An 18350-nucleotide genomic window follows, 5' to 3' on the forward strand; every position below is an offset into this window, starting at 1 on the left:
ACCGCCGCAGAGGCAATCAAAGGGGAGAAAGTGACGCACGTGGACGAGCGCGCCGACAAGACCGGTCAGTCCGGTCAGGGCAGCACCCCCGAGCGGCAGCTGTGGAGCGCCGGCAACGGCCGGAGCCGCCGCAAGACCGTGACGTACGCGGACGCGGGTGTGTCGATCCACGCCGGCGAACAGGCCGTCGAGCTGCTGCGCACCAAGGTGCACCGCACCCACCGGCCCGAGGTGATGGGCGACATCGGCGGGTTCGCCGGGCTGTTCCGGCTCGACCTCAAGAAGTACAAGAGCCCGATCCTCGCCTCGTCGACCGACGGCGTCGGCACCAAGCTGGCCATCGCGCAGGCCCTGGGCATCCACGACACGGTCGGCATCGACCTCGTCGCCATGGTCGTCGACGACCTCGTGGCGTGCGGGGCCGAGCCGCTGTTCCTGCTCGACTACATCGCCTGCGGCGAGGTCGTGCCGGACCGCGTGGCCGAGATCGGGGCCGGGATCGCGGACGGCTGCCGGTACGCCGGCTGCGCCCTGCTCGGCGGCGAGACCGCCGAGCACCCGGGCGTGATGCGCCCCGACGAGTACGACATCTCCGGCACCGGCGTCGGCGTGGTGGAGGAGGACGCGATCCTCGGCCGCGACCGGGTCGAGGTCGGCGACGCGGTAATCGCGCTGCGCTCCACGGGCCTGCACTCCAACGGCTACTCGCTCGTGCGCCACGTGCTGCTCGGCGCCGGCCGGATGCGCCTGGACAGCGTCATCGACGAGTTCGGCAAGCAGCGGACCCTCGGCGAGGAGCTGCTCACCCCGACCCGGATCTACGCCAAGGACTGCCTCGACCTGATCAAGGAGAGCGAGATCCACGCGTACGCCCACGTCACCGGCGGCGGCATCCCGGGCAACCTGGTCCGGGTCCTCCCCGAGCACCTCGACGCCGTCGTGGACCGCTCGACCTGGCGCCCGCAGCCGATCTTCGAGCTGGTCCGCACGAAGGGCCGGATCGAGGACATGGAGATGGAGAGCACCTTCAACATGGGCATCGGCATGATGGCCGTGGTCTCCGCCGAGGACGCCGACCGCACCCTGGCCTTCCTGGCCGGCCGCGGCCTCGACGCCTGGCAGGTCGGCGAGGTCATCGAGGGCACCGGCACCGTGCAGATGGTCGGCTCGCACACCCGGGGCTGAGTTCTTCCTTTCGCGGGGGCGGTTCACCGGTGCAACCGGGGCCGCCCCTTTGCGCGTTTCAGTGGTGCGGGTTGTGTCGGAATGTGCGAACTCTCGCGCGGGACTTACCGCCGCGCCGCGTTGCACCTAGGCTGGTGCGACACGTCCCTAGGGTCTGGGCCTGTGAGGAGGACGGGGCGGTGTCGTGGAGCGGCATGCAAGGCATCTCGCCGGTCCCCGGCTACGTGGTCATGCAGCCGACGACCTTGTGCAATCTCGACTGCACCTACTGCTACCTGCCCTTCCGCTCCCGCCAGGACCGCATGTCCCCGGCCGTGGCGGCGGCGGTGGCCGACTCGGTGAACCCGTGGGCCGCCGCCGATGACCGCTTCTCGGTCGTCTGGCACGCCGGTGAGCCCTTGGCCGCCGGTCGCCCCGCCCTGGCCGAGCTCATGTCGCCCTTCACCGGCGTGGAGCACCACGTCCAGACCAACGCCACCCTGATCGACGACGCCTGGTGCGAGTTCTTCACGTCCCACGCCGTCCGGGTCAGCATCAGCGTCGACGGCCCGGAACGGCTGAACGGCCAGCGCGTCAACAAGGCGGGCCTTCCGTCGTACCGCACGATCCTGCGCGGCATCGAAGCGCTCCGCCGCCACGGCGTGCCGTTCTCCGCACTCTGCGTCGTCAGCGACCCGCGCCCGGGCCTGGCGGCGGAGTTGTACGAGTACTTCCTGGACCTGGGCTGCGACGTCCTCGGCATCAACATCGAGGAGCAGGAGGGCGTCAACGCCCGCCCGAACGCCTTCGCCGACGACGCCGTGCGCTCCTTCTGGTCGGAGCTCGTCGCCTCCTGGCGCCGCGATCCGAGGATCCACGTCCGCGAAATCGAATGGACCCTCCGGTACGCCGGCGCCGTCCTGGCCGACCGCGCCGACGGCATCCTGCCCAGCGCCCTGGACCCGATCCCCACCATCGCCGCCGACGGCCGGGTCTTCCTGCTCTCACCGGAGCTCGCCGGCTTCACCGACCCGCGCTACGGCGACTTCTCCTCGGGCAACGTCCTCGCCACCCCGCTGTCGACCATCCTCAGCGGCGCGGCGACGTCGGCCCCCTGGATCGCCGAGTACCTGCGGGGCGTCGAATCCTGCCGCCGGAGCTGCCCGTACTTCGGCTTCTGCGGCGGCGCCCACGCGGCCAACCGCTACTTCGAACACGGCCGCTTCGACGGCACCGAGACCAACCACTGCCGCAACAGCAAGATTCGCCTTCTGGAGGGAGTGCTGGACCATGCCGGATCACGCTGACCCGCTCACCGAGCGCGTCCACCGGGCCGCCGACGGCCTACGGACCCTGCTCGAGGAGGCCGCCACCGCAAGAACGGCAAGAGCCGAAGCCTCGGGCGAGGACGGCTCGAGCGCGGTGTGCGCCTGGAACCACTTCGAGAACATCCCGACCTTCTACAACTGGAACAACCGCCCCAGGTAGCCTCTCGGGCTCCTTACGACGCTCCTTCCCCGGCGCCAACTCACGCCGCGCCTCGCCCTGCCCTCTTCCCCGTCGCCCGCGCATCGCGGTACGACGAAAAAATCCCGCCGCCGTCCCAGAATCTGGACACAGCAAGCGACGTCAGAGGATGTAAGGACCACGCCCGGCAGCGCTCGAAGGGCACGCCAAAGGCATCGATGTCGCGCGGCCGTACCCGAGCAGCCAGGGACAGTGTCAGCGCACGTCAAAGGCCGAACTGGGGTGTAAGGGGTCTCGGCCGAACTCCGCACCACACAGCAGGCGGCGCACCGATGCACCGTCTCGGGAGGTGGAGGTCGTCGCCCCGCGCCGGAGTCAGGTGGGAAGCAGACCCGGGCGATGGCTACGCCGAGACACCCACATGGCGGGCCGTCGAGAGAACGACCAGCCGTGCGGGTGCTGTGGACACGACTCGGGCACGTGGTCGTCCACGTGCCCGCGTGCCGGGTGACGCCTCAGCCCAGCCGACCACGGCGAAAGCCAGGTCGGGCCAGACTGGACGCACGATGGTCAACGACCCCGTGAGCGCCAATCACTGTCGCTGGAGGGGTTGTCGTAGTCGTCCTCGTCGTCAGCCTCTTCGTCGACTCCGTCATACTCGGCGTAGTCGTCGCTTGACTTAGGGCTACCCGCCGCGAGCTCGCGCTGCAACGCTTCGAGGTCGGTGTTAGGTGAGTGATATTTCAACTCCCTGGCCACCCTAGTCTGCTTGGCCTTCGCACGGCCGCGCCCCATGGCTCGACCCCCTCGCACAGAATTACGGGGCAGCCATTACCGGCAGGCCCCGACAACGTCAGGCATCTCTCGTGGCTCTTACGGTACATGTCGCGGGCACCTTTCGGCATCTCGCCCCTACCGACCATTTCGGTGGCGTTGCTTACCCGACCGGACCGGTCGGGTAACCGGCGGGTAAGCACCACCGTGGTCGTCGGGTCGTCACGTCCGTCACGAGCCCCCGCGCATGGTTACACCAAGATGGTACGGAGCCTGCCGACATCGGCCATCCGCCGTTCGGCGAGCCGGTCGGCGGCCAGCGCCGGCGGCACGCCCTCGGCCGAAGCAAGCTCCAGGATCTGCTTGGTGGTGTCGTAGATCCGTCCCGCACGTTCCTTCGCCCGGGCGAAGTTGAAGCCCTCGATCTCGTCGGCCACCTGGATGACCCCGCCCGAGTTCACCACGTAGTCCGGGGCGTACAGCACGTCCCGCTCGGCCAGCAGCTTCTCGATGCCGGGGTGGGCCAGCTGGTTGTTGGCCGCCCCCGCGACGATCTTGGCGCGCAGGAGGGGGACGGTGTCATCGTTGAGGGCGCCGCCGAGCGCGCACGGGGCGTACACGTCGATTGCCGACGCGATCAGCTCCTCGTTGCTCTCGACGAGATCCACCTGGGGGTACGTCGCGCTCGCCCAGTCCCGCGCCCGCTCCGACACGTCGGTGGCGACCACCGAGGCGCCGTCCTCGAGCAGGTGCTTGGTCAGGTGCTTGCCGACCTTGCCCAGCCCCGCGATGCCGACCCGGCGCCCGGCGAGGGTCGGGGTGCCCCAGCGGTGCTCGGCCGCGGCCCGCATGCCCTGGAAGACCCCGTAGGCGGTGAGCACCGACGAGTCGCCCGCGCCGCCGTGGGACTCGGAGCGGCCGGTGACGAACCGGGTCTCCTTGGCCACGATGTCCATGTCCTGCACATACGTGCCCACGTCGCACGCCGTGTAGTAGCGCCCCCCGAGGGACTGCACGAACCGGCCGTACGCGCGCAGAAGGGCTTCGCTCTTGTCCTTGTCCGGATCTCCCCAGATGACGGCCTTGCCGCCGCCGAGGTCGAGACCCGCCAGGGCGTTCTTGTACGCCATCCCGCGCGAGAGTTCCAGCACGTCGTGCAGGGCCTCGTCCTCCGATGCGTACGGGTAGAAGCGCGTGCCACCCAGCGCCGGTCCGAGCGCGGTGGAGTACACGGCGATGATGGCCCGCAGGCCGGACTGGTGGTCGTGGCAGAACACGACCTGTTCGTGGTGGCTGGTGAAGACGGCCATGGATGCTCCCGGGGCGACGGCGGCCCGTCCTCGTGAGACGGGTCCGCGCACGAAGTGCGGTGAGTCGACCCTAACGCCGACACACGGAAGCCGGTTCCAGGGCGCCTTCGCGTCGTTCGGCCGTTTCGTGCGACGATCGGGCCGTGCCGTCGCTCTTCGCGTCATACCTGCGGGTGTACGAGCCGCTGGCCGCCTTCGACCGCGACCACCAGCTGTACTGGCGTCGCTACGTCAAGGAGGGCCGCGCGGTCGCGCTGTCCGACGGTCCGGTGCGCCAGCGCAGCGCGGTGATGGAGGCGCTCGGCGCCGGCTGGACCCGGCTGCCCGCCCTGCCCGAGGAGGCCTACGTCCTCGAGGCCGACGACACGCTGCTCGTCTGCCCGTGGAACCTGCGCATCCGGGTGGCGGAGGCGGCGCTGACCGCCCGCGACGGCGTTCCCAGCGTCATCGCCGATGCGTTCGTACCTCCAGTGCTCGCCGGCCTCGCCCAGACCATCGTCGACGACTGGCGCAGCGGGGACCACGTGCTCGAGCGTGGTCTGCCGCGGGTCCACGAGCAGGTCGCCACGTGGGGCGTGCCACTGCGCTGGTTCGTGTTCGTCGACCTGGAGGAGCGTGAGCTGTCGCTGCGTCCCGGGCGGCGCGTGCTGCGGTACCGCACCGAGATCTCCAAGGCCCGCCGCCGCGCCCACCGCGCCTATGCGGTCCTGCGCCGGGCGATGGGCGACGCGCCGATCACGGTCGCCGTGGAGGAGACCGCGCGCTGGCTGGAGGAGTTCCACTCGCGCTCGATCGTGGAGCTCGACTACGGCGGCCTGGTCAGCCTGATGTCCGATGAGGCGCTGGCGGCCGACGACTCGCCCGGCCTGGTGTCGGCGGGGCTGTCGAACGTGGCGCGCGGCGATGCGGATGCCGCGACCGAGGTGTACGAGAAGCTCGTCGAGCGCTGGCGCTCCGTGCAGCTGCTGGAGCGCTGCAACTAGCGGCAGACGGTCTTCCTGGCGCTTTCGTTCACCCCTCGATGTCCTGAAGAACAGTGGGGGAGCTTCGCTCCACCCACACCCCCTCAACACCGCACCGGGTGCTACCGGTAGCGCGGACCACTCTGGTTCTTGCTCTGGGCCAAGATTTTGACGGCGCTAAATGCCCGATTCGTCACCCACCCGAACGGGTGTCACCCTCCGCAACCGAATCGCACCTCGTTGGTGTCCGTTATGCCGAATACGGGAGTGTTTGTGGGCTAGCCGTCACCCCGGAGAGTGAGCTAGATTCGTGGTTGATCGCTCACCCTCCGTCAAAATGAGTCCGAATTTATCCGGTTTTGCGGTGTCAAAATCGGAAAATTCACTTATTCATCATCCGTCCATACAGGGACCTTCAGCCGTTCGGCCCATGTCGGACATCGGGGACTACCCGGACCATAGGAAACGCGTCGACCGGCGGGACCCCGGCCGGCGTTCCTGGGTACCTGTGGAGGAGTGACCGATGCCATCTCGCACGCATGAACCTGAGCCGTTGCTAACGCCGGCTGAGGTCGCGTCGATGTTCCGCGTCGACCCGAAGACCGTCACCCGTTGGGCGAAGGCGGGCAAGCTGAGCGCCATTCGGACGCTGGGCGGTCACCGTCGCTACCGGGAGTCGGAGGTGCGGGCCCTGCTCCAGGGCCAGATTCCCACGCAGCGGACTGGCGACTGACGCCGACAGTACCCCCGGTCGACCGCCATCGCCAAAACGACACGACTTCTTACCGCAACGCGCTCGGATCGTCACCCCCCGGTGATCCGAGCGCGTTGCTTTTTCAGCCGATCAGGTCAGCGTGATCCGGATACCCACGGTGCCGTCGGCGCCGCGGCGGCGGACGCTGAACCAGACGTACACCCGGCCCAGCAGGCCGTATTTACGCTTGATCAGCTCGCGCACCACCGGCCCGCCCTCAGGACCGAGCACGGTCGCGTGCGCGGGCACCGGCTCGCCGGTCGGCTTGCCCCGGACCGTGCACGGCGCGACGGTCACGGTGCCGTCGCGGCGGATGCGTTTGACCTTGCCGGATCCGGCCGCCGTCCACACCATCAGTGCGTCGCCGTCGCGGGCCGCCCACACCGGGGTCGGCACTGGTGTACCGTCCCGGCGGAACGTCGTCACCAGGAGATACTGTTCCTCGCCCAACCGTTCCACCGAGGCGGATGCGTTCGTCATACGACACAAGGTACGAGCGCGCCCTCCTCCGCGGGAGGGTCACACGCCAGGGTGACGGGCAGTTACTCTGATGGTCCAGCCAAACGCCCACGGAGATCGTGATGAAGCTGTCGATCCTGATGCCGGTCTACAACGAGGAAGTCCGCGTGGCCGACGCCGTGAAGCAGGCGTTGGACGTGGATTACCCGACCGACATCGAATTGGTGATCGTCGACGACGGCAGCCGGGACCGGACGGCCGAGATCCTCAACGGGCTGACCGACGAGCGACTGCGCGTGATCGTCCACCCGCGCAACAAGGGCAAGGGCGCGGCCATCAAGACGGCGGTCGAGCACGCGGCCGGCGACTACATGGTCATCCTGGACGCCGACCTGGAGTACGACCCGCAGGACATCCCGAAGCTGCTCGAGCCGGTGCTCGACGGCCGGGCGACGGTCGTCTACGGCAATCGCACCTTCGGCTCGCACAGCTCCTTCTCGTACTGGTACGTGATGGGCAACAAGGCCGTCACGACCGCCGCGAACATGCTGTACAACTGCTACCTCGGCGATCTGGAGACGTGCTTCAAGCTGATGCCCGTCTCGCTGTACCGCTCGCTCCAGGTGCGCTCGGCCGGCTTCGGCATGGAGGCCGAGGTGACCGGCAAGCTGCTGCGCAACCGGCACCGCCCCTACGAGGTGCCGATCAGCTACCGCGCCCGCACCCGCGAAGAGGGCAAGAAGATCACCTGGAAGGACGGCGTCGAGGCGCTGTGGATCCTGTCGCGCGAACGCATGCGCAAGCCGTCCCGCACGATCGGGACCTCCTGACCATTGGCGAGCTCTCCGCCCGCAGCGGCGTGGCCCCGTCCGCGCTGCGGTTCTACGAGAAGCTCGGCCTGATCCAGGCCACCCGCACCGGCGGCAACCAGCGCCGGTACGAGCGCTCACAACTGCGCCGGGTCGCGTTCATCCGCATCTCGGCGCAGGTCGGCGTGCCCCTGGAAACCATCAAGGAGGCGCTGGCCTCGCTGCCGGCGAACCGTACGCCGACGAAGGCGGACTGGGCCCGGCTCTCCTCCGGCTGGCGCTCGCACCTCGACGAGCAGATCAAGCTGCTCGAACGCCTGCGCGACACGCTCACCGGCTGCATCGGCTGCGGCTGCCTGTCCCTCAAGAGCTGCGCGCTCGCGAACACCGACGACCGCCTGGCCGGCAAGGGCCCGGGCCCGGTAATTCTCACGTCCGTTCAAGAATGAGCTTCCCGAAGTGCTCGTTCGTTTCCAGCACGCGATGCGCCGCGGCCGCCTCCGCCATCGGGAACCGCCGGTCGATCACGGGCCGGATCATTCCCTCATCGAGCAGCGGCCATACTTCTTCGCGCACGCCCCGTACAATTGCCGCCTTTTCTGAAGCCGGTCGCGCACGCAGCGTCGTCCCGGCCACGAGCGCGCGTTTCGCCAGCAGCTGCCCGAGGTCCAGCTCCCCGCGGCGCCCACCCTGCATGCCGATCACCACAAGGCGCCCATTCGTCTTGAGGACCTCGACGTTCTGCTTGAGATACGCCCCGCCCATGATGTCGAGCACGACATCGGCGCGCACCTCCTTGGCAAAATCGGCCGCCTGATAATCAATCACGCGATCAGCGCCGAGCTCGAGCAGCCGCTCCCGCTTCGCCGCCCGCGCCGTGGCAACAACCTCAGCCCCAAGAGCCTTTCCCAGTTGTACCGCGAAAGTCCCGATCCCACTCCCGCCCCCGTGCACGAGCAGCGTCTCCCCCGGCTTGAGCCGAGCCACGTCCACCACGTTCGAAAACACCGTGGCGGCCACTTCGGGCAATCCAGCCGCGTCGACGAGCCCGACATTCCTGGGCACCGGCAGCACCTGCCCGGCCGGGACGTTCACGAGCTCGGCGTACCCGCCACCCCCGAGCAGCGCGCAGACTTCCTGCCCCAGGTGCCAGCCGTGCACCCCGTCGCCGATCGCCTTGATCCGCCCGGAAACCTCCAGCCCGAGGTACGGCGGCGCATCCTTGGGCGGCGGATAATTCCCCTGCCGCTGCAACGCGTCGGCGCGATTGACACCGGCCGCGGCCACCTCGATCAGGACCTCACCGGCCGCCGGCTCGGGATCGGGCACTTCGGTCCAGCGGAGCGCTTCGGGACCACCGGGGCGTTCAATCGTGATCGCATGCACGGGTCCATCATCGCCGCTCCCACCAAGGCCCCCACTGGCGGCCGTCCCGGTTCTGGAACGGACTCCACTGATCGCGCTGGTCCCCTTGGTCGTCTTGCTGGTTCTGCTGGTCTTGCTGGTGCCAGCGGTGCCGACCGACGTGGTTGTCCGGCTCTTCTTCCGGCGGGTCCTCGACCACCGGCTCCGCCACAACCGGCGGCGTCTCCACCACTACTGGAACCTCGGTGGTAGGCGCGGCCGCCGGCGTGGTCTGCGCGGGCATGGGGGTGCTCCGCTCCACACGTACTGGATCGGCATTTTTCGCCATGTTTCTGGCCGGAACCGACGGCGGCGGAGACGCAACGGTCGGCACCGCCGCTCCGAGATCGAGAATCGGCACGGGCGCGGCGGGCACGGTACTCATCCCGAGCGGCCCGGCCGTTCTGGTCTCCCCCGGCGTAGCCACCGGGAGGGCAAACCCGCCGGCCTCCGCTTCCGTCCTGGTGGGCACACGCACGTCGTCGTACCCGGCCGCGCCTACGATGACCCCGAGCGCCGCCACCCCCACCCCACCGACGACAAGCGCCGCGAGCGAGGGCTTGGCGATTCGGCGATGCTTGGTGACGAACTCGTCCCGAGGATCGTTGAAGAAGAGGTGCACGGTCCCATTCCCCCCGTCGGAAGCCCTGCTTAGATCGAGTCTGCGCAGGTCATCCCCTGTTCGTGCGCGTTTGCCACACCCTGGTCGGGGGTTCACCGGCCCGCGTTCGCCCGAACGGCGTCCCTCACGTGGGTGACTCCCCACGGGCGCGCTGGGATCTGGCACACTTAGCGTCGTTCCGCTGGAGGGCTCGCCTAGTGGCCGATGGCGCCGGTCTTGAAAACCGGTGAGGCGTTCCGCGTCTCCGTGGGTTCGAATCCCACGCCCTCCGCTCCGTGCGTCTGCTGATGAATGCGAATGCTTCACAGTGCATCTCGCACCGACCCGGGCTGGCTCGCTCGCCGCATGATGGCGTGGTCGGCGGTAGTCGAGAGCCTCAAACGGGATCCGCTGACATAGACAGCCACCTCGCAAGGCAGAGCCACAGCGAGCCATGGACCATCCGACGACCCACCCGTGACGAAACGGCCTGGCTTCCGAGCCACCCCCTTCGGCCTCCCTGGTGCATCGCCGCTCGGTGAACGCTCCGAGTGTCGCCTGGTGTGGCGGACGGGGCCGGCGACCGGCTATCGATGTGGGCGGCCCGGAATGTGGTCCGACCGCGCGTCCATTGGAGGCGGCAGCGGCGACCTGGCGCCACTACATGCCTTGGATGCTCCCAATAGCCGTTGAGAAGAACATCGCTATCTCAGCGCCCTGACGCGAATCGGCACGTCCCGCTCGTTGTGCGGAACCTGTTGCGATGCGAGATCGTCGCAGTCCACCATATCTTCATATGGCCATTAGCGTAGCCGGGCTTTCCAGCCGGATGAGGCCTGTCGCATCGACGCGAAACAAATTAAGGTCGAAGGTCCCGCACAGTCCGCCCCTCCAGACGGTTCGAGGCCCACCGTGACAAAGCAGCTCGAGAGCAACATGTACCCGATCGCCAAGCTCTTCTCCCAAGACTTCTTCTTCAGAATTCCTGAGTATCAGCGGCCGTTTATGTGGGACCGGGAAGATTTCTTCAACCTCGTTGACGACCTCGTCAGCGCGAGCTGGCAAGAGCCTTACTTCCTCGGGACCCTGGTGCTCCATAAGCAGCACGGGTCCGAATACGACGTCGTTGATGGCCAACAACGGTTGACCGCTCTCTGCATTCTGCTGGCCTGCGTCAGGGATGCGCTTGGTGCAATCAATGAGCACAAGCTGGCGAACGAGTTGCACGCGAAGATCTTTCAACCCGAAAACACACTTGAAGGCATCCCCGCGAAGCTGCGACTGCAGGTGAAGGACCAAGCCTTCTTCAATCTCCTGATCGGCGCGGAGAACGGCACGATCAACCCCCTGACTCCCTTGAGTCAGGGGACGGCGACCGGGAAGCGTTATGAAGATGCGCGCAAGACGTTCCGCGACAAGCTGACCAGCCTGTCTAAAGACGATTTGAAGAAGTTCGCAATCTTCGTGAACAAGTCGTGCACGCTCATCTACCTCGCGACAGACTCGTTCGAGGACGCCTTCCGGCTCTTCACCGTGGTGAACGACCGTGGCAAGCAGCTACGCCGTATTGACGTGCTGAAGGCGCACAACCTCGATCCGAGGTGGATTCCCAATGCTGACGCCAGGGTGAAATATGCCCACCAGTGGGAGGACCTAGAGGCCCAGTTGGGCGAAGACAGGTTCGAGGACATGTTCCACCTACTTCGTCTTATTTACGTCAAGGACAAGCCGGCCACGGACCTTCACACGGAGTTCGTGAATCGAATCCTCGGCAAGGACGGGCTGCCGAAATCGGGCGCCGCCTTCATGGATGATCTCAAGAAGTACGTAGATCTCTACGATCGACTCTTTGTTGACAAGGACTACCTTGACCAGCCGAACGCCCCGCATGTCGAATGGCGAACGCTTTTGACCGCAATGATCGACCACTTTCCCGCAAACGAATGGAAGGCCTGCCTCCTGCTGTTCGCAGACAAGTTTGGAGGTGCCGATCTCTACAACTTCTTGCTGCGCATCGAGAAGGTTTATCTCGACCACTGGGTACAAGGCGTGCGCAAGGACGAACGTTACAGCACCTACACGGCCATTCTGAAGTCAATCGACGGTGCGACCGCACCCGCCGAGGTAATGGACGGCATCGAGGTCGACCTGAGTAAAATCTATGAAGCATGCCGTGCTCCGAACTTCTATGGAGCCGGACATGCTAAGTATCTGCTGGTCCGCGCCGAGATCGTCACCAGCGAACTCGACCATCCGCATCATTTCCAGGTTCGCTCGATCGAACATGTGTTGCCGCAGAACCCGAAGCCCGGCGGCCTCTGGACGACGAATTTCACGGACGCGGAGCGCCAGGAGCTCGTCGACAGTGCGGGCAACCTGGTCCTACTCAGCAAGAGTAAGAATTCGGCCGCGGGCCGGAGGGAGTTCGAAGAGAAGAAGGTGACCTACCTTCAGAGCCGTGTTTCCGATTTCCCTCGAAGCGTCCAAGTCCTGAGCTACTCCAGTTGGACGCCCGAAATTATCCGGAAGCGAACGGAGGATTTCGCGAGCATCGTGCTGCAGAACCCGTGAGATCCGACGTTGATGTTCTACCTCAGCGGCGGAAGGCCCAGAACTTGCTCAGCTGGTAGTTGATCAGCGGGGCCGTCACGATCAGCACGGCCTGGGCGATCAGCACGGGCACGCCGGCCAGCTCGACCAGCAGCGGTAGGCCCGCGTACGTGAAGGCCAAGGCCCACAAGCAGATCACGTAGAACTTCAGGAAGCCGGAAACCACCGGCCCCGACGACTGGAAGACCCAGCGGCGTTGGAGCGGGTACGTGGCCAGGGCGCAGCCGAAGTTGGCCAGGATCGGGATGGCCAAGTAGTGGAGGTGGTCGCGGGTCGTCAGGTAGATCGCGGTGAACAGTGCGTAGTACACCGCCGAGGAGAACCCGCCGACTGCCACGTACCTGACGCGGCGGTCGGACAGGACTCGTTCAACCGTGGTGGTCACTTGGGGCAGGACACCGGGCGGCGGATCGGGCGGTAGGACTCGACTGCGTGTACGACCAGGTCGATGTCGTCGTCGTTCATGCCGGCGTAGACGGGCAGGCGCAGCAGGCGGTCGGCCACGTCCTCCGTGACCGGGCAGCCCAGGGTGCGGCCGTAGCGCTGGCCGGCCGGGGCGAGATGCAGGGGCTGGTAGTGGAACGTGCCGAGCACGCCCTGCTCCAGGAGGTGGCTCAGCATGGCCGAGCGGGTTTCCAGGTCTGGGAGCAGCAGGTAGTACAAGTGCGCTGGGTGGGTCCTGTCCTCGGGGACCGTGGGCTGGATGACGCCGTGCTCCACCGCCCACGTGGCCAGGCGGTTGTGGTAGCTCGTCCAGACGTGCATGCGGCGGCGTTGGATTTCGCCGAAGTGCTCCAGCTGGGCGGTCAGGAACGCGGCCAGCAGGTCTGACGGGAGGTACGAGCTGCCCAGGTCCATCCATCGGTACTTGTCAACCATGCCGCGGAAGAACTGGCCTCGGTTGGTGCCCTTTTCGCGGATGATCTCGGCTCGGTCGTAGAAGCGGTCGTCGTTGAGGATCAGGGCGCCGCCCTCGCCGCAGTGGATGTTCTTGGTCTCGTGGAAGCTCTGGGTGGCCAGGGCGCCGATCGAGCCCAAATTGCGGCCGCGGTACGTGCCGCCCAGGCCGTGGGCGTTGTCCTCGATCACGACCAGACCGAAACGCTTCGCCAGGGCCGTGATGGCGTCCATCTCGGCGGCCACGCCGGCGTAGTGGACCACCACGATGGCGCGGGTGCGGTCCGTGATGGCCTGCTCGATCAGGCGCTCGTCGATGTTCAGGGTGTCGGGGCGGCAGTCGACGAAGACCGGGCGGGCGCCGCGCAGGGCGTAGGCGTTCGCGGTGGAGCAGAAGGTGAACGACGGCAGGATGACCTCGTCGCCGGGGCCCAGGTCGAGCAGCAGCGCCGTCATGTCCAGGGCATGCGTGCACGACGTGGTGAGCAGGGTGTGCTGGGCGCCGATGATCTGGTTCAGGAGCTGGTTGGCGCGTTTGGTGAAGGGGCCGTCGCCGGTCATCGGGCCGTTCGCCATCGCCTGTTGCATGTAGCCGCTCTCGGCACCGGTCAGGTAACCCTTGTTGAACGGGACGGCGAGTTGCTTCGTCGCTTTCACTGGCGGCGCCTACCTAACGTCAGGGACGGGGCAGCTCGTACACCACGCAGACCCCCGCTCGGAAGCGGAACTTCGCAAAGGTCGCAAGTCGTGGCGAAACGCTGCTCTGCGATTCATCAACGAACAGCCACCGGACTCGGTAGCGATCGCGAAGAACGTCCACATTTGCCACGCTTGGATCGGCGAAGACGGCGTCGTTGGCGGCCAATACTTCCGGCTTCCAGTACGGGACCGCGCCGACCCACTCGCCCGTCGCCGCCGCGCGGTCGTGGGCGGTCGTCGTGAAGCCCCAGCCCTCGACGAGCATCCGGCGCTCGGAGTACGCGGTCATCGAGAAGTGCAGATTGCTGCACCGTCCCTGGTACGTCAGGCAGTGCGCATTCGTCGCCACCAGGTCGTCGGCGGACGAGTGATCGCGCAGCCAGCGGCCGGCCTCGAGGGTGCCGGCGCTGACGTACCGCGGGCTGCGCACCACGTCCCGCAGGCCGCCCTGCCTGGACTCTTGCGCGATGAGCACAAAGTGCTGGACGCTGGTGTTTACGCAAAATCCCGCGAGCAACCCCAAAATCATGAAATGTCCGAAATATCTGTCGCGGAGCGGCGGATATTTCGAGATCAACAGCGAGCCCGCGAGCACGGCTCCCAGCAAGACATAGGGCACGACCAGCGGAACCACAGACCCGTTCCGCGGAATGTCATGCCGTCCAACGGCCTGCACGACCTGGATGATCACCACGCCGGCGGCGGCCGAGAACAAGAGGACCCGCCAGCGCGCCAGACCGGCCACCGCGAGGACGCACAAGTACGGCCGCGCCGACTCCAGGAAGTACCGCTGGCTGTCGCCGTCCTGGCCCAGCAGCATCGTGGCCGCCATCCCGGCGATGCCGATCCCCGCCATGACGATCATCGCGGCGTTCCACGAGCGGGCCAGCGCCACGCCCGACCACATCGCGGCCCAGCAGAGCAGGGTCAGGCCAGCCAGGAGCAGCAGTTTCCACCACACCCGGCCGGCGCTGAAGCCCGTCGTCACGCCGATGCCGCCCGTGGCCACGTCGGTCAGCGGCGCCAGGCGCGTGCCCTGGCTGCTCGCGCCGAACAGGACCAGCTGCGCGATCACGATCGCCGTCACCACGAAGCCCAGCGCCAGCAGCGCCTGGCGGTGCCAGCGGCGCACCAGCACGAGCAGGGCCAGGCCCGCCGCCAGCAACGGCAGGTACGTGGCCTTGCCGCCGGTCACGCCGGCCAGCAGGACCGCGAACAGCACCCACTGACGCCGCCCCGCCCGGCCCTGCAGCAGGTCGACCAGGACGAGCATGACGGGCACGAACAGCAGGGCGCCGAACGTCTGGGTGGGACCGGTCCAGGCTGTCTGACGCAAGTACGCACCGTCGTCGAAGCCGCTGAAGGCGAGGTCGCGATAGAAGGCGTTCAATTGCCACTGGTACGGGTTCGGGGCCAGGACCAGCAGCGTTGCCGCGCTCGCGGCCGCCGCTTTCCACCAGTCGCCCAGGACGCGGCGGGCCAGGAGGGCGATCAGGACCGGGAACGCCATGAGCATCGGCAGCAGGGCGAGGCGGAGCAGGAGTACGTTCGGTTCAATGCCGGTGACCCAGCTGGTCGCGGCCAGTTCGGGATAGACGAACCAGTGGTAGAGCAGCGGCTCGCCCTGAATCCACGGGATCGTCATCGGCATGTGGTGCTTCGCCTCGCCGACCAGCGCGAGGTGGAACGGGCTGTCGGTGTCGGGGGAGGCGTTGGAGGGGTAGCTCAGGCCGTAGACGCGGAAGAACTTGATGCTCCAGACCAAGGTCAGGCCGGCCAGCCCGGTCATGATCCACCGCCACGCCGCCGGGGGGCGCTCCGCGTCCGAAGCCCCGCGGAGGTGCCGGCGGAGGGTGGGCACCGCGGCGAAGAGGGCCACGGTGGCGAGCGGGAAGACCAGCACGAGCAGAGGAGCGCCGATCAGCCGGGCCAGCACATAGCAGAAGACCTCGCCGATGTACCCGAGGACGAGCCCCGAAGCCGCATCCGCCACGAGCCAGCCGGGTCCGCCGCGCAGCAGACGCCACCAGAGGGTGCCCGGGAGCGTGACGCCGAGCGCGAGATAGAGCACGAAGATCGCCGTGCTCAGCGGCGGCACGCGGTAGAACCACAGCACCGCGAACGTGGCCACGAGCAACAGGGCGGGGCCCGCGAACCGGCCCGCGACGACGACGGCCCTCGGGGGCGCCGCGTTCATGGGCTCAGCGGGCGCCCTCGACAGGGTCTGCACGATCAAGTTCAACGATCGCGCCGGCGAGGTGGGGCTTTCCTGTCCTTCGATCGTGTACCGCGAACTCGTCCGAGCCCCCGGAGAAGGCTCCGGAGAACTCGACGGTCGCGGGCAGCAACATCGGCAGCTTGAAGGCCACCGAGACGGAGAACGTCTCCGGAAGGCGACCCTCGAGCTGGGCCAGGCACCGCGCCTTGGTCCACATCCCGTGCGCGATCGTGCGCTTGAACCCGAACGCCCGGGCCATCAAGCGGCTGGTGTGGATCGGATTGCGATCGCCGGACACGGCCGCGTAGTCGTTCCCCGTGCGCCGCGGCACCTTCCAGACCGCGGACGCGGGAGGCGGCGGCTCCGCGGCCGAGGAAACGGACCTGACCGATCTGACAGATTTGTCGGAATTGCGGCGCAAGTACGTCGACCGCCCGCGCCACACGGGCGAATCGTCGATCGAAGCGGTCGCCACGAGATCGAGCTGCGTGCCGCGCGCGTGCGGGCGGAGCGCCTCGGCCTGTACCGACAAGGAAAACGTGTCCGAGGACGTCAGCGGCCGGAGCACCTCGATGGTGTTCGCCACGTGCACGAGACCCAGCGCCGGAAACGGAAAATCGGCGGCCGTCATGAGCGACAGCGTCATCGGAAACGCCAGCACGTGCACGTAGGTCGCCGGCAGCTCGTCGCGCAGGCGAAAACCGCAGACCCGGTCGTAAGCCGCCAGGTGCCCCCGATCGATCGTCACCCCATCGAGGCGCAGCGCCCGCTCCGGCAGCGTGGAGCCGTGCGGCCGGCGTAGGGCCGCCGCGCGGTACAACGGGAACAAACGAGGCGGGGCGGCGAGCACCGTCGTCTCCATCAGGCCCCCAGCAGGCTCTGCCCGCACACGCGCACGACGTTGCCGTTGACCCCGCCGGACGCCGGGTGGGCGAGCCAGGCGATCGTCTCGGCCACGTCGACCGGCAGCCCGCCCTGGGACAGGCTGTTGAGCCGGCGGCCGCCCTCGCGCACGAACATCGGCATCGCGGCGGTCATCTTGGTCTCGATGAACCCCGGCGCCACCGCGTTGATCGTGAGGCCGCGCTCGGCCACCGCGCCCGCGCAGGACTGGACCAGGCCGATCACGCCGGCCTTGGAGGTGGCGTAGTTGGTCTGGCCGCGGTTGCCGGCGATGCCCGAGACCGAGGAGACGGAGACGATCCGGCCGTTGCCGCCCAGGAGGTTCTCGGCCAGCAGCACGTCGTTGATGCGCTCCTGGCTGCCGAGGTTGACCTCGAGTACCGACGACCACTGCCCCTCGTCCATCCGCCCGAGCGTCTTGTCCCGGGTGATGCCCGCGTTGTGCACGAAGACGTCCGCGTGCACGTGGCGGGTGGCGATGAAGTCGGCGAGCCGGCGCGGCGCGTCCTCGGCGGTGAGGTCCAGCTGCAGCGCGGTGCCCTTGAGCTCGTTGGCCACGGCCGAGAGGTCCTCGCCGGCGGCCGGCACGTCGAGGCAGACGACGTGGGCGCCCTCGCGGGTGAGGACCTGGGCGATCGCCGCGCCGATGCCGCGGGCGGCGCCGGTGACGATGGCGGTCTTGCCGACCAGCGGGCGGTCCCAGTCGTCGGGCACGTCGACGGCCGCCGGCCCGACCCGGATGACCTGCCCGGAGACGTACGCCGACCGCCCCGACAGGAGGAATCGCAGGGTGGACTCGGTGGCCTCCTCCGCGCCCGGCGCCACGTACACGAGCTGAGCGGTCGAACCCCGGCCGATCTCCTTGCCGACCGAGCGCACGAACCCCTCGAGGGCGCGCTGGGCGGTCGCCTCGCGGGCGCTCGTGCACAGCTCCGGCGGGGTGCCCAGGACGATCACCCGGCCGGCCGGGCGCAGCGAGCGGATCACCGGGTGGAAGAAGTCGTAGAGGGCGCGCAGGCCGGCGCTGTCCGTGATGCCGCTGGCGTCGAAGACCAGCGCGGCGACCCGCTCCTCGGAGCCGCGCCCGGCGGTCGGCAGCTTGTCGAGGATGTGCCGGGTCGGCTCGATCAGGCGGCCGTCGCCACCGAGGGTGACCGGGCCGAACTCGTTGCCCGGCTCGTAGCGGCGCAGCTTGGGCGGGTCCGGCAGGCCGAGGCGTCTGACCAGGAACCTCCCGGCGCCCGAGTGGGCGAAGGACGCGTAGCGATCGGTCATTGCGGTGCCTCCCCAGTCACAACTCCGCACGCTAACCTACTCAC

General features: G+C 67.9%; 18 protein-coding genes and 1 tRNA gene. 9 read left to right on the forward strand and 10 right to left on the reverse strand.

Annotated features, from left to right (window positions below; all coding sequences use genetic code 11):
• The first annotated feature begins 30 nt into the window (after window positions 1–30).
• The 3 genes from purM (at window position 31) to amcA (ending at window position 2652) form a co-directional block, all read left to right on the forward strand.
• A complete protein-coding gene (purM, locus tag ACQP00_RS50930; RefSeq protein ID WP_433211655.1) occupies window positions 31–1185 on the forward strand; it encodes a phosphoribosylformylglycinamidine cyclo-ligase in 1155 nt (384 codons plus the stop codon).
• A 194-nt stretch (window positions 1186–1379) separates the two neighbouring features.
• Entirely contained in the window at window positions 1380–2471 is a 1092-nt protein-coding gene (amcB, locus tag ACQP00_RS50935; protein ID WP_433211658.1) for a cyclophane-forming radical SAM peptide maturase AmcB, read from the forward strand.
• Window positions 2455–2652 carry a multiple cyclophane-containing RiPP AmcA gene (amcA, locus tag ACQP00_RS50940; RefSeq protein WP_433211661.1) on the forward strand — a complete coding sequence of 66 codons (198 nt, stop codon included), beginning with the start codon at window positions 2455–2457 and terminating at the stop codon, window positions 2650–2652. The genes amcB and amcA overlap by 17 nt, the downstream gene beginning before the upstream one ends.
• Window positions 2653–3201: 549 nt before the next feature.
• Here the strand turns inward: amcA and ACQP00_RS50945 are convergent.
• A complete protein-coding gene (locus tag ACQP00_RS50945; protein WP_433211664.1) occupies window positions 3202–3426 on the reverse strand; it encodes a DUF3073 domain-containing protein in 225 nt (74 codons plus the stop codon).
• A gap of 230 nt (window positions 3427–3656) precedes the next feature.
• Window positions 3657–4715: a Glu/Leu/Phe/Val dehydrogenase dimerization domain-containing protein gene (locus ACQP00_RS50950; protein WP_433211667.1), complete on the reverse strand. Its 1059-nt coding sequence runs from the start codon at window positions 4713–4715 to the stop codon at window positions 3657–3659.
• 143 nt (window positions 4716–4858) lie between these two features.
• Here ACQP00_RS50950 and ACQP00_RS50955 point away from each other — a divergent pair, with 143 nt between their 5' ends.
• Window positions 4859–5698 carry a hypothetical protein gene (locus ACQP00_RS50955; protein WP_433211670.1) on the forward strand — a complete coding sequence of 280 codons (840 nt, stop codon included), beginning with the start codon at window positions 4859–4861 and terminating at the stop codon, window positions 5696–5698.
• 502 nt (window positions 5699–6200) lie between these two features.
• On the forward strand, window positions 6201–6410 hold the full coding sequence (locus ACQP00_RS50960; RefSeq protein ID WP_223099768.1) for a BldC family transcriptional regulator: 210 nt from the start codon (window positions 6201–6203) through the stop codon (window positions 6408–6410).
• Window positions 6411–6521: 111 nt separating this feature from the next.
• Here the strand turns inward: ACQP00_RS50960 and ACQP00_RS50965 are convergent, their stop codons facing one another.
• A complete protein-coding gene (locus tag ACQP00_RS50965; RefSeq protein WP_433211673.1) occupies window positions 6522–6911 on the reverse strand; it encodes a PPOX class F420-dependent oxidoreductase in 390 nt (129 codons plus the stop codon).
• A gap of 101 nt (window positions 6912–7012) precedes the next feature.
• Between ACQP00_RS50965 and ACQP00_RS50970 the strand changes: the two genes are divergently transcribed.
• The gene (locus ACQP00_RS50970; RefSeq protein WP_433211676.1) at window positions 7013–7720 is read left to right on the forward strand and encodes a glycosyltransferase family 2 protein; all 708 of its coding nucleotides are present in this window, start codon (window positions 7013–7015) and stop codon (window positions 7718–7720) included.
• Window positions 7663–8148: a redox-sensitive transcriptional activator SoxR gene (soxR, locus tag ACQP00_RS50975; RefSeq protein ID WP_433211679.1), complete on the forward strand. Its 486-nt coding sequence runs from the start codon at window positions 7663–7665 to the stop codon at window positions 8146–8148. Before ACQP00_RS50970 ends, soxR begins: the two co-directional genes overlap by 58 nt.
• Here soxR and ACQP00_RS50980 read toward each other — a convergent pair.
• Together ACQP00_RS50980 and ACQP00_RS50985 are read right to left on the reverse strand one after the other, a co-directional pair.
• A complete protein-coding gene (locus ACQP00_RS50980; RefSeq protein WP_433211681.1) occupies window positions 8129–9085 on the reverse strand; it encodes an NAD(P)H-quinone oxidoreductase in 957 nt (318 codons plus the stop codon). The genes soxR and ACQP00_RS50980 overlap by 20 nt on opposite strands.
• Window positions 9086–9092: 7 nt before the next feature.
• Window positions 9093–9725, reverse strand: a complete 633-nt coding sequence (locus tag ACQP00_RS50985; protein WP_433211684.1) for a hypothetical protein — start codon at window positions 9723–9725, stop codon at window positions 9093–9095.
• A gap of 183 nt (window positions 9726–9908) precedes the next feature.
• Here ACQP00_RS50985 and ACQP00_RS50990 point away from each other — a divergent pair.
• Together ACQP00_RS50990 and ACQP00_RS50995 are read left to right on the forward strand one after the other, a co-directional pair.
• Window positions 9909–9996: transfer RNA gene (locus ACQP00_RS50990), tRNA-Ser, on the forward strand.
• A gap of 620 nt (window positions 9997–10616) precedes the next feature.
• Window positions 10617–12275: a DUF262 domain-containing protein gene (locus tag ACQP00_RS50995; RefSeq protein ID WP_433211686.1), complete on the forward strand. Its 1659-nt coding sequence runs from the start codon at window positions 10617–10619 to the stop codon at window positions 12273–12275.
• A 22-nt stretch (window positions 12276–12297) separates the two neighbouring features.
• Here ACQP00_RS50995 and ACQP00_RS51000 read toward each other — a convergent pair whose 3' ends face one another.
• The 5 genes from ACQP00_RS51000 to ACQP00_RS51020 are packed head-to-tail and all read right to left on the reverse strand — an operon-like array spanning window position 12298 to window position 18306.
• Window positions 12298–12699, reverse strand: coding sequence for a GtrA family protein (locus ACQP00_RS51000; protein ID WP_433211689.1), 402 nt, complete (start codon window positions 12697–12699; stop codon window positions 12298–12300).
• On the reverse strand, window positions 12696–13868 hold the full coding sequence (gene rffA, locus ACQP00_RS51005) for a dTDP-4-amino-4,6-dideoxygalactose transaminase (protein ID WP_433211692.1): 1173 nt from the start codon (window positions 13866–13868) through the stop codon (window positions 12696–12698). Before rffA ends, ACQP00_RS51000 begins: the two co-directional genes overlap by 4 nt.
• Window positions 13869–13887: 19 nt before the next feature.
• The gene (locus tag ACQP00_RS51010) at window positions 13888–16107 is read right to left on the reverse strand and encodes a hypothetical protein (RefSeq protein WP_433211695.1); all 2220 of its coding nucleotides are present in this window, start codon (window positions 16105–16107) and stop codon (window positions 13888–13890) included.
• A gap of 4 nt (window positions 16108–16111) precedes the next feature.
• The gene (locus tag ACQP00_RS51015) at window positions 16112–16990 is read right to left on the reverse strand and encodes a MaoC family dehydratase (RefSeq protein WP_433211698.1); all 879 of its coding nucleotides are present in this window, start codon (window positions 16988–16990) and stop codon (window positions 16112–16114) included.
• A complete protein-coding gene (locus tag ACQP00_RS51020) occupies window positions 16990–18306 on the reverse strand; it encodes a 3-oxoacyl-ACP reductase (RefSeq protein ID WP_433211701.1) in 1317 nt (438 codons plus the stop codon). Before ACQP00_RS51020 ends, ACQP00_RS51015 begins: the two co-directional genes overlap by 1 nt.
• Window positions 18307–18350: the final 44 nt, after the last annotated feature.

This window comes from Dactylosporangium sp. CS-047395, assembly GCF_050942185.1.
GTDB lineage: Bacteria > Actinomycetota > Actinomycetes > Mycobacteriales > Micromonosporaceae > Dactylosporangium.

Coding starts and splice junctions, on each gene's coding strand:
- ACQP00_RS50945 (WP_433211664.1), bottom strand. CDS start 3,426: ATGGGGCGCGGCCGTGCGAAGGCCAAGCAGACTAGGGTGGCCAGGGAG.
- ACQP00_RS50960 (WP_223099768.1), top strand. CDS start 6,201: ATGCCATCTCGCACGCATGAACCTGAGCCGTTGCTAACGCCGGCTGAG.
- amcB (WP_433211658.1), top strand. CDS start 1,380: ATGCAAGGCATCTCGCCGGTCCCCGGCTACGTGGTCATGCAGCCGACG.
- ACQP00_RS50965 (WP_433211673.1), bottom strand. CDS start 6,911: ATGACGAACGCATCCGCCTCGGTGGAACGGTTGGGCGAGGAACAGTAT.
- ACQP00_RS51010 (WP_433211695.1), bottom strand. CDS start 16,107: ATGAACGCGGCGCCCCCGAGGGCCGTCGTCGTCGCGGGCCGGTTCGCG.
- ACQP00_RS51020 (WP_433211701.1), bottom strand. CDS start 18,306: ATGACCGATCGCTACGCGTCCTTCGCCCACTCGGGCGCCGGGAGGTTC.
- ACQP00_RS50950 (WP_433211667.1), bottom strand. CDS start 4,715: ATGGCCGTCTTCACCAGCCACCACGAACAGGTCGTGTTCTGCCACGAC.
- ACQP00_RS51015 (WP_433211698.1), bottom strand. CDS start 16,990: ATGGAGACGACGGTGCTCGCCGCCCCGCCTCGTTTGTTCCCGTTGTAC.
- amcA (WP_433211661.1), top strand. CDS start 2,455: ATGCCGGATCACGCTGACCCGCTCACCGAGCGCGTCCACCGGGCCGCC.
- ACQP00_RS50970 (WP_433211676.1), top strand. CDS start 7,013: ATGAAGCTGTCGATCCTGATGCCGGTCTACAACGAGGAAGTCCGCGTG.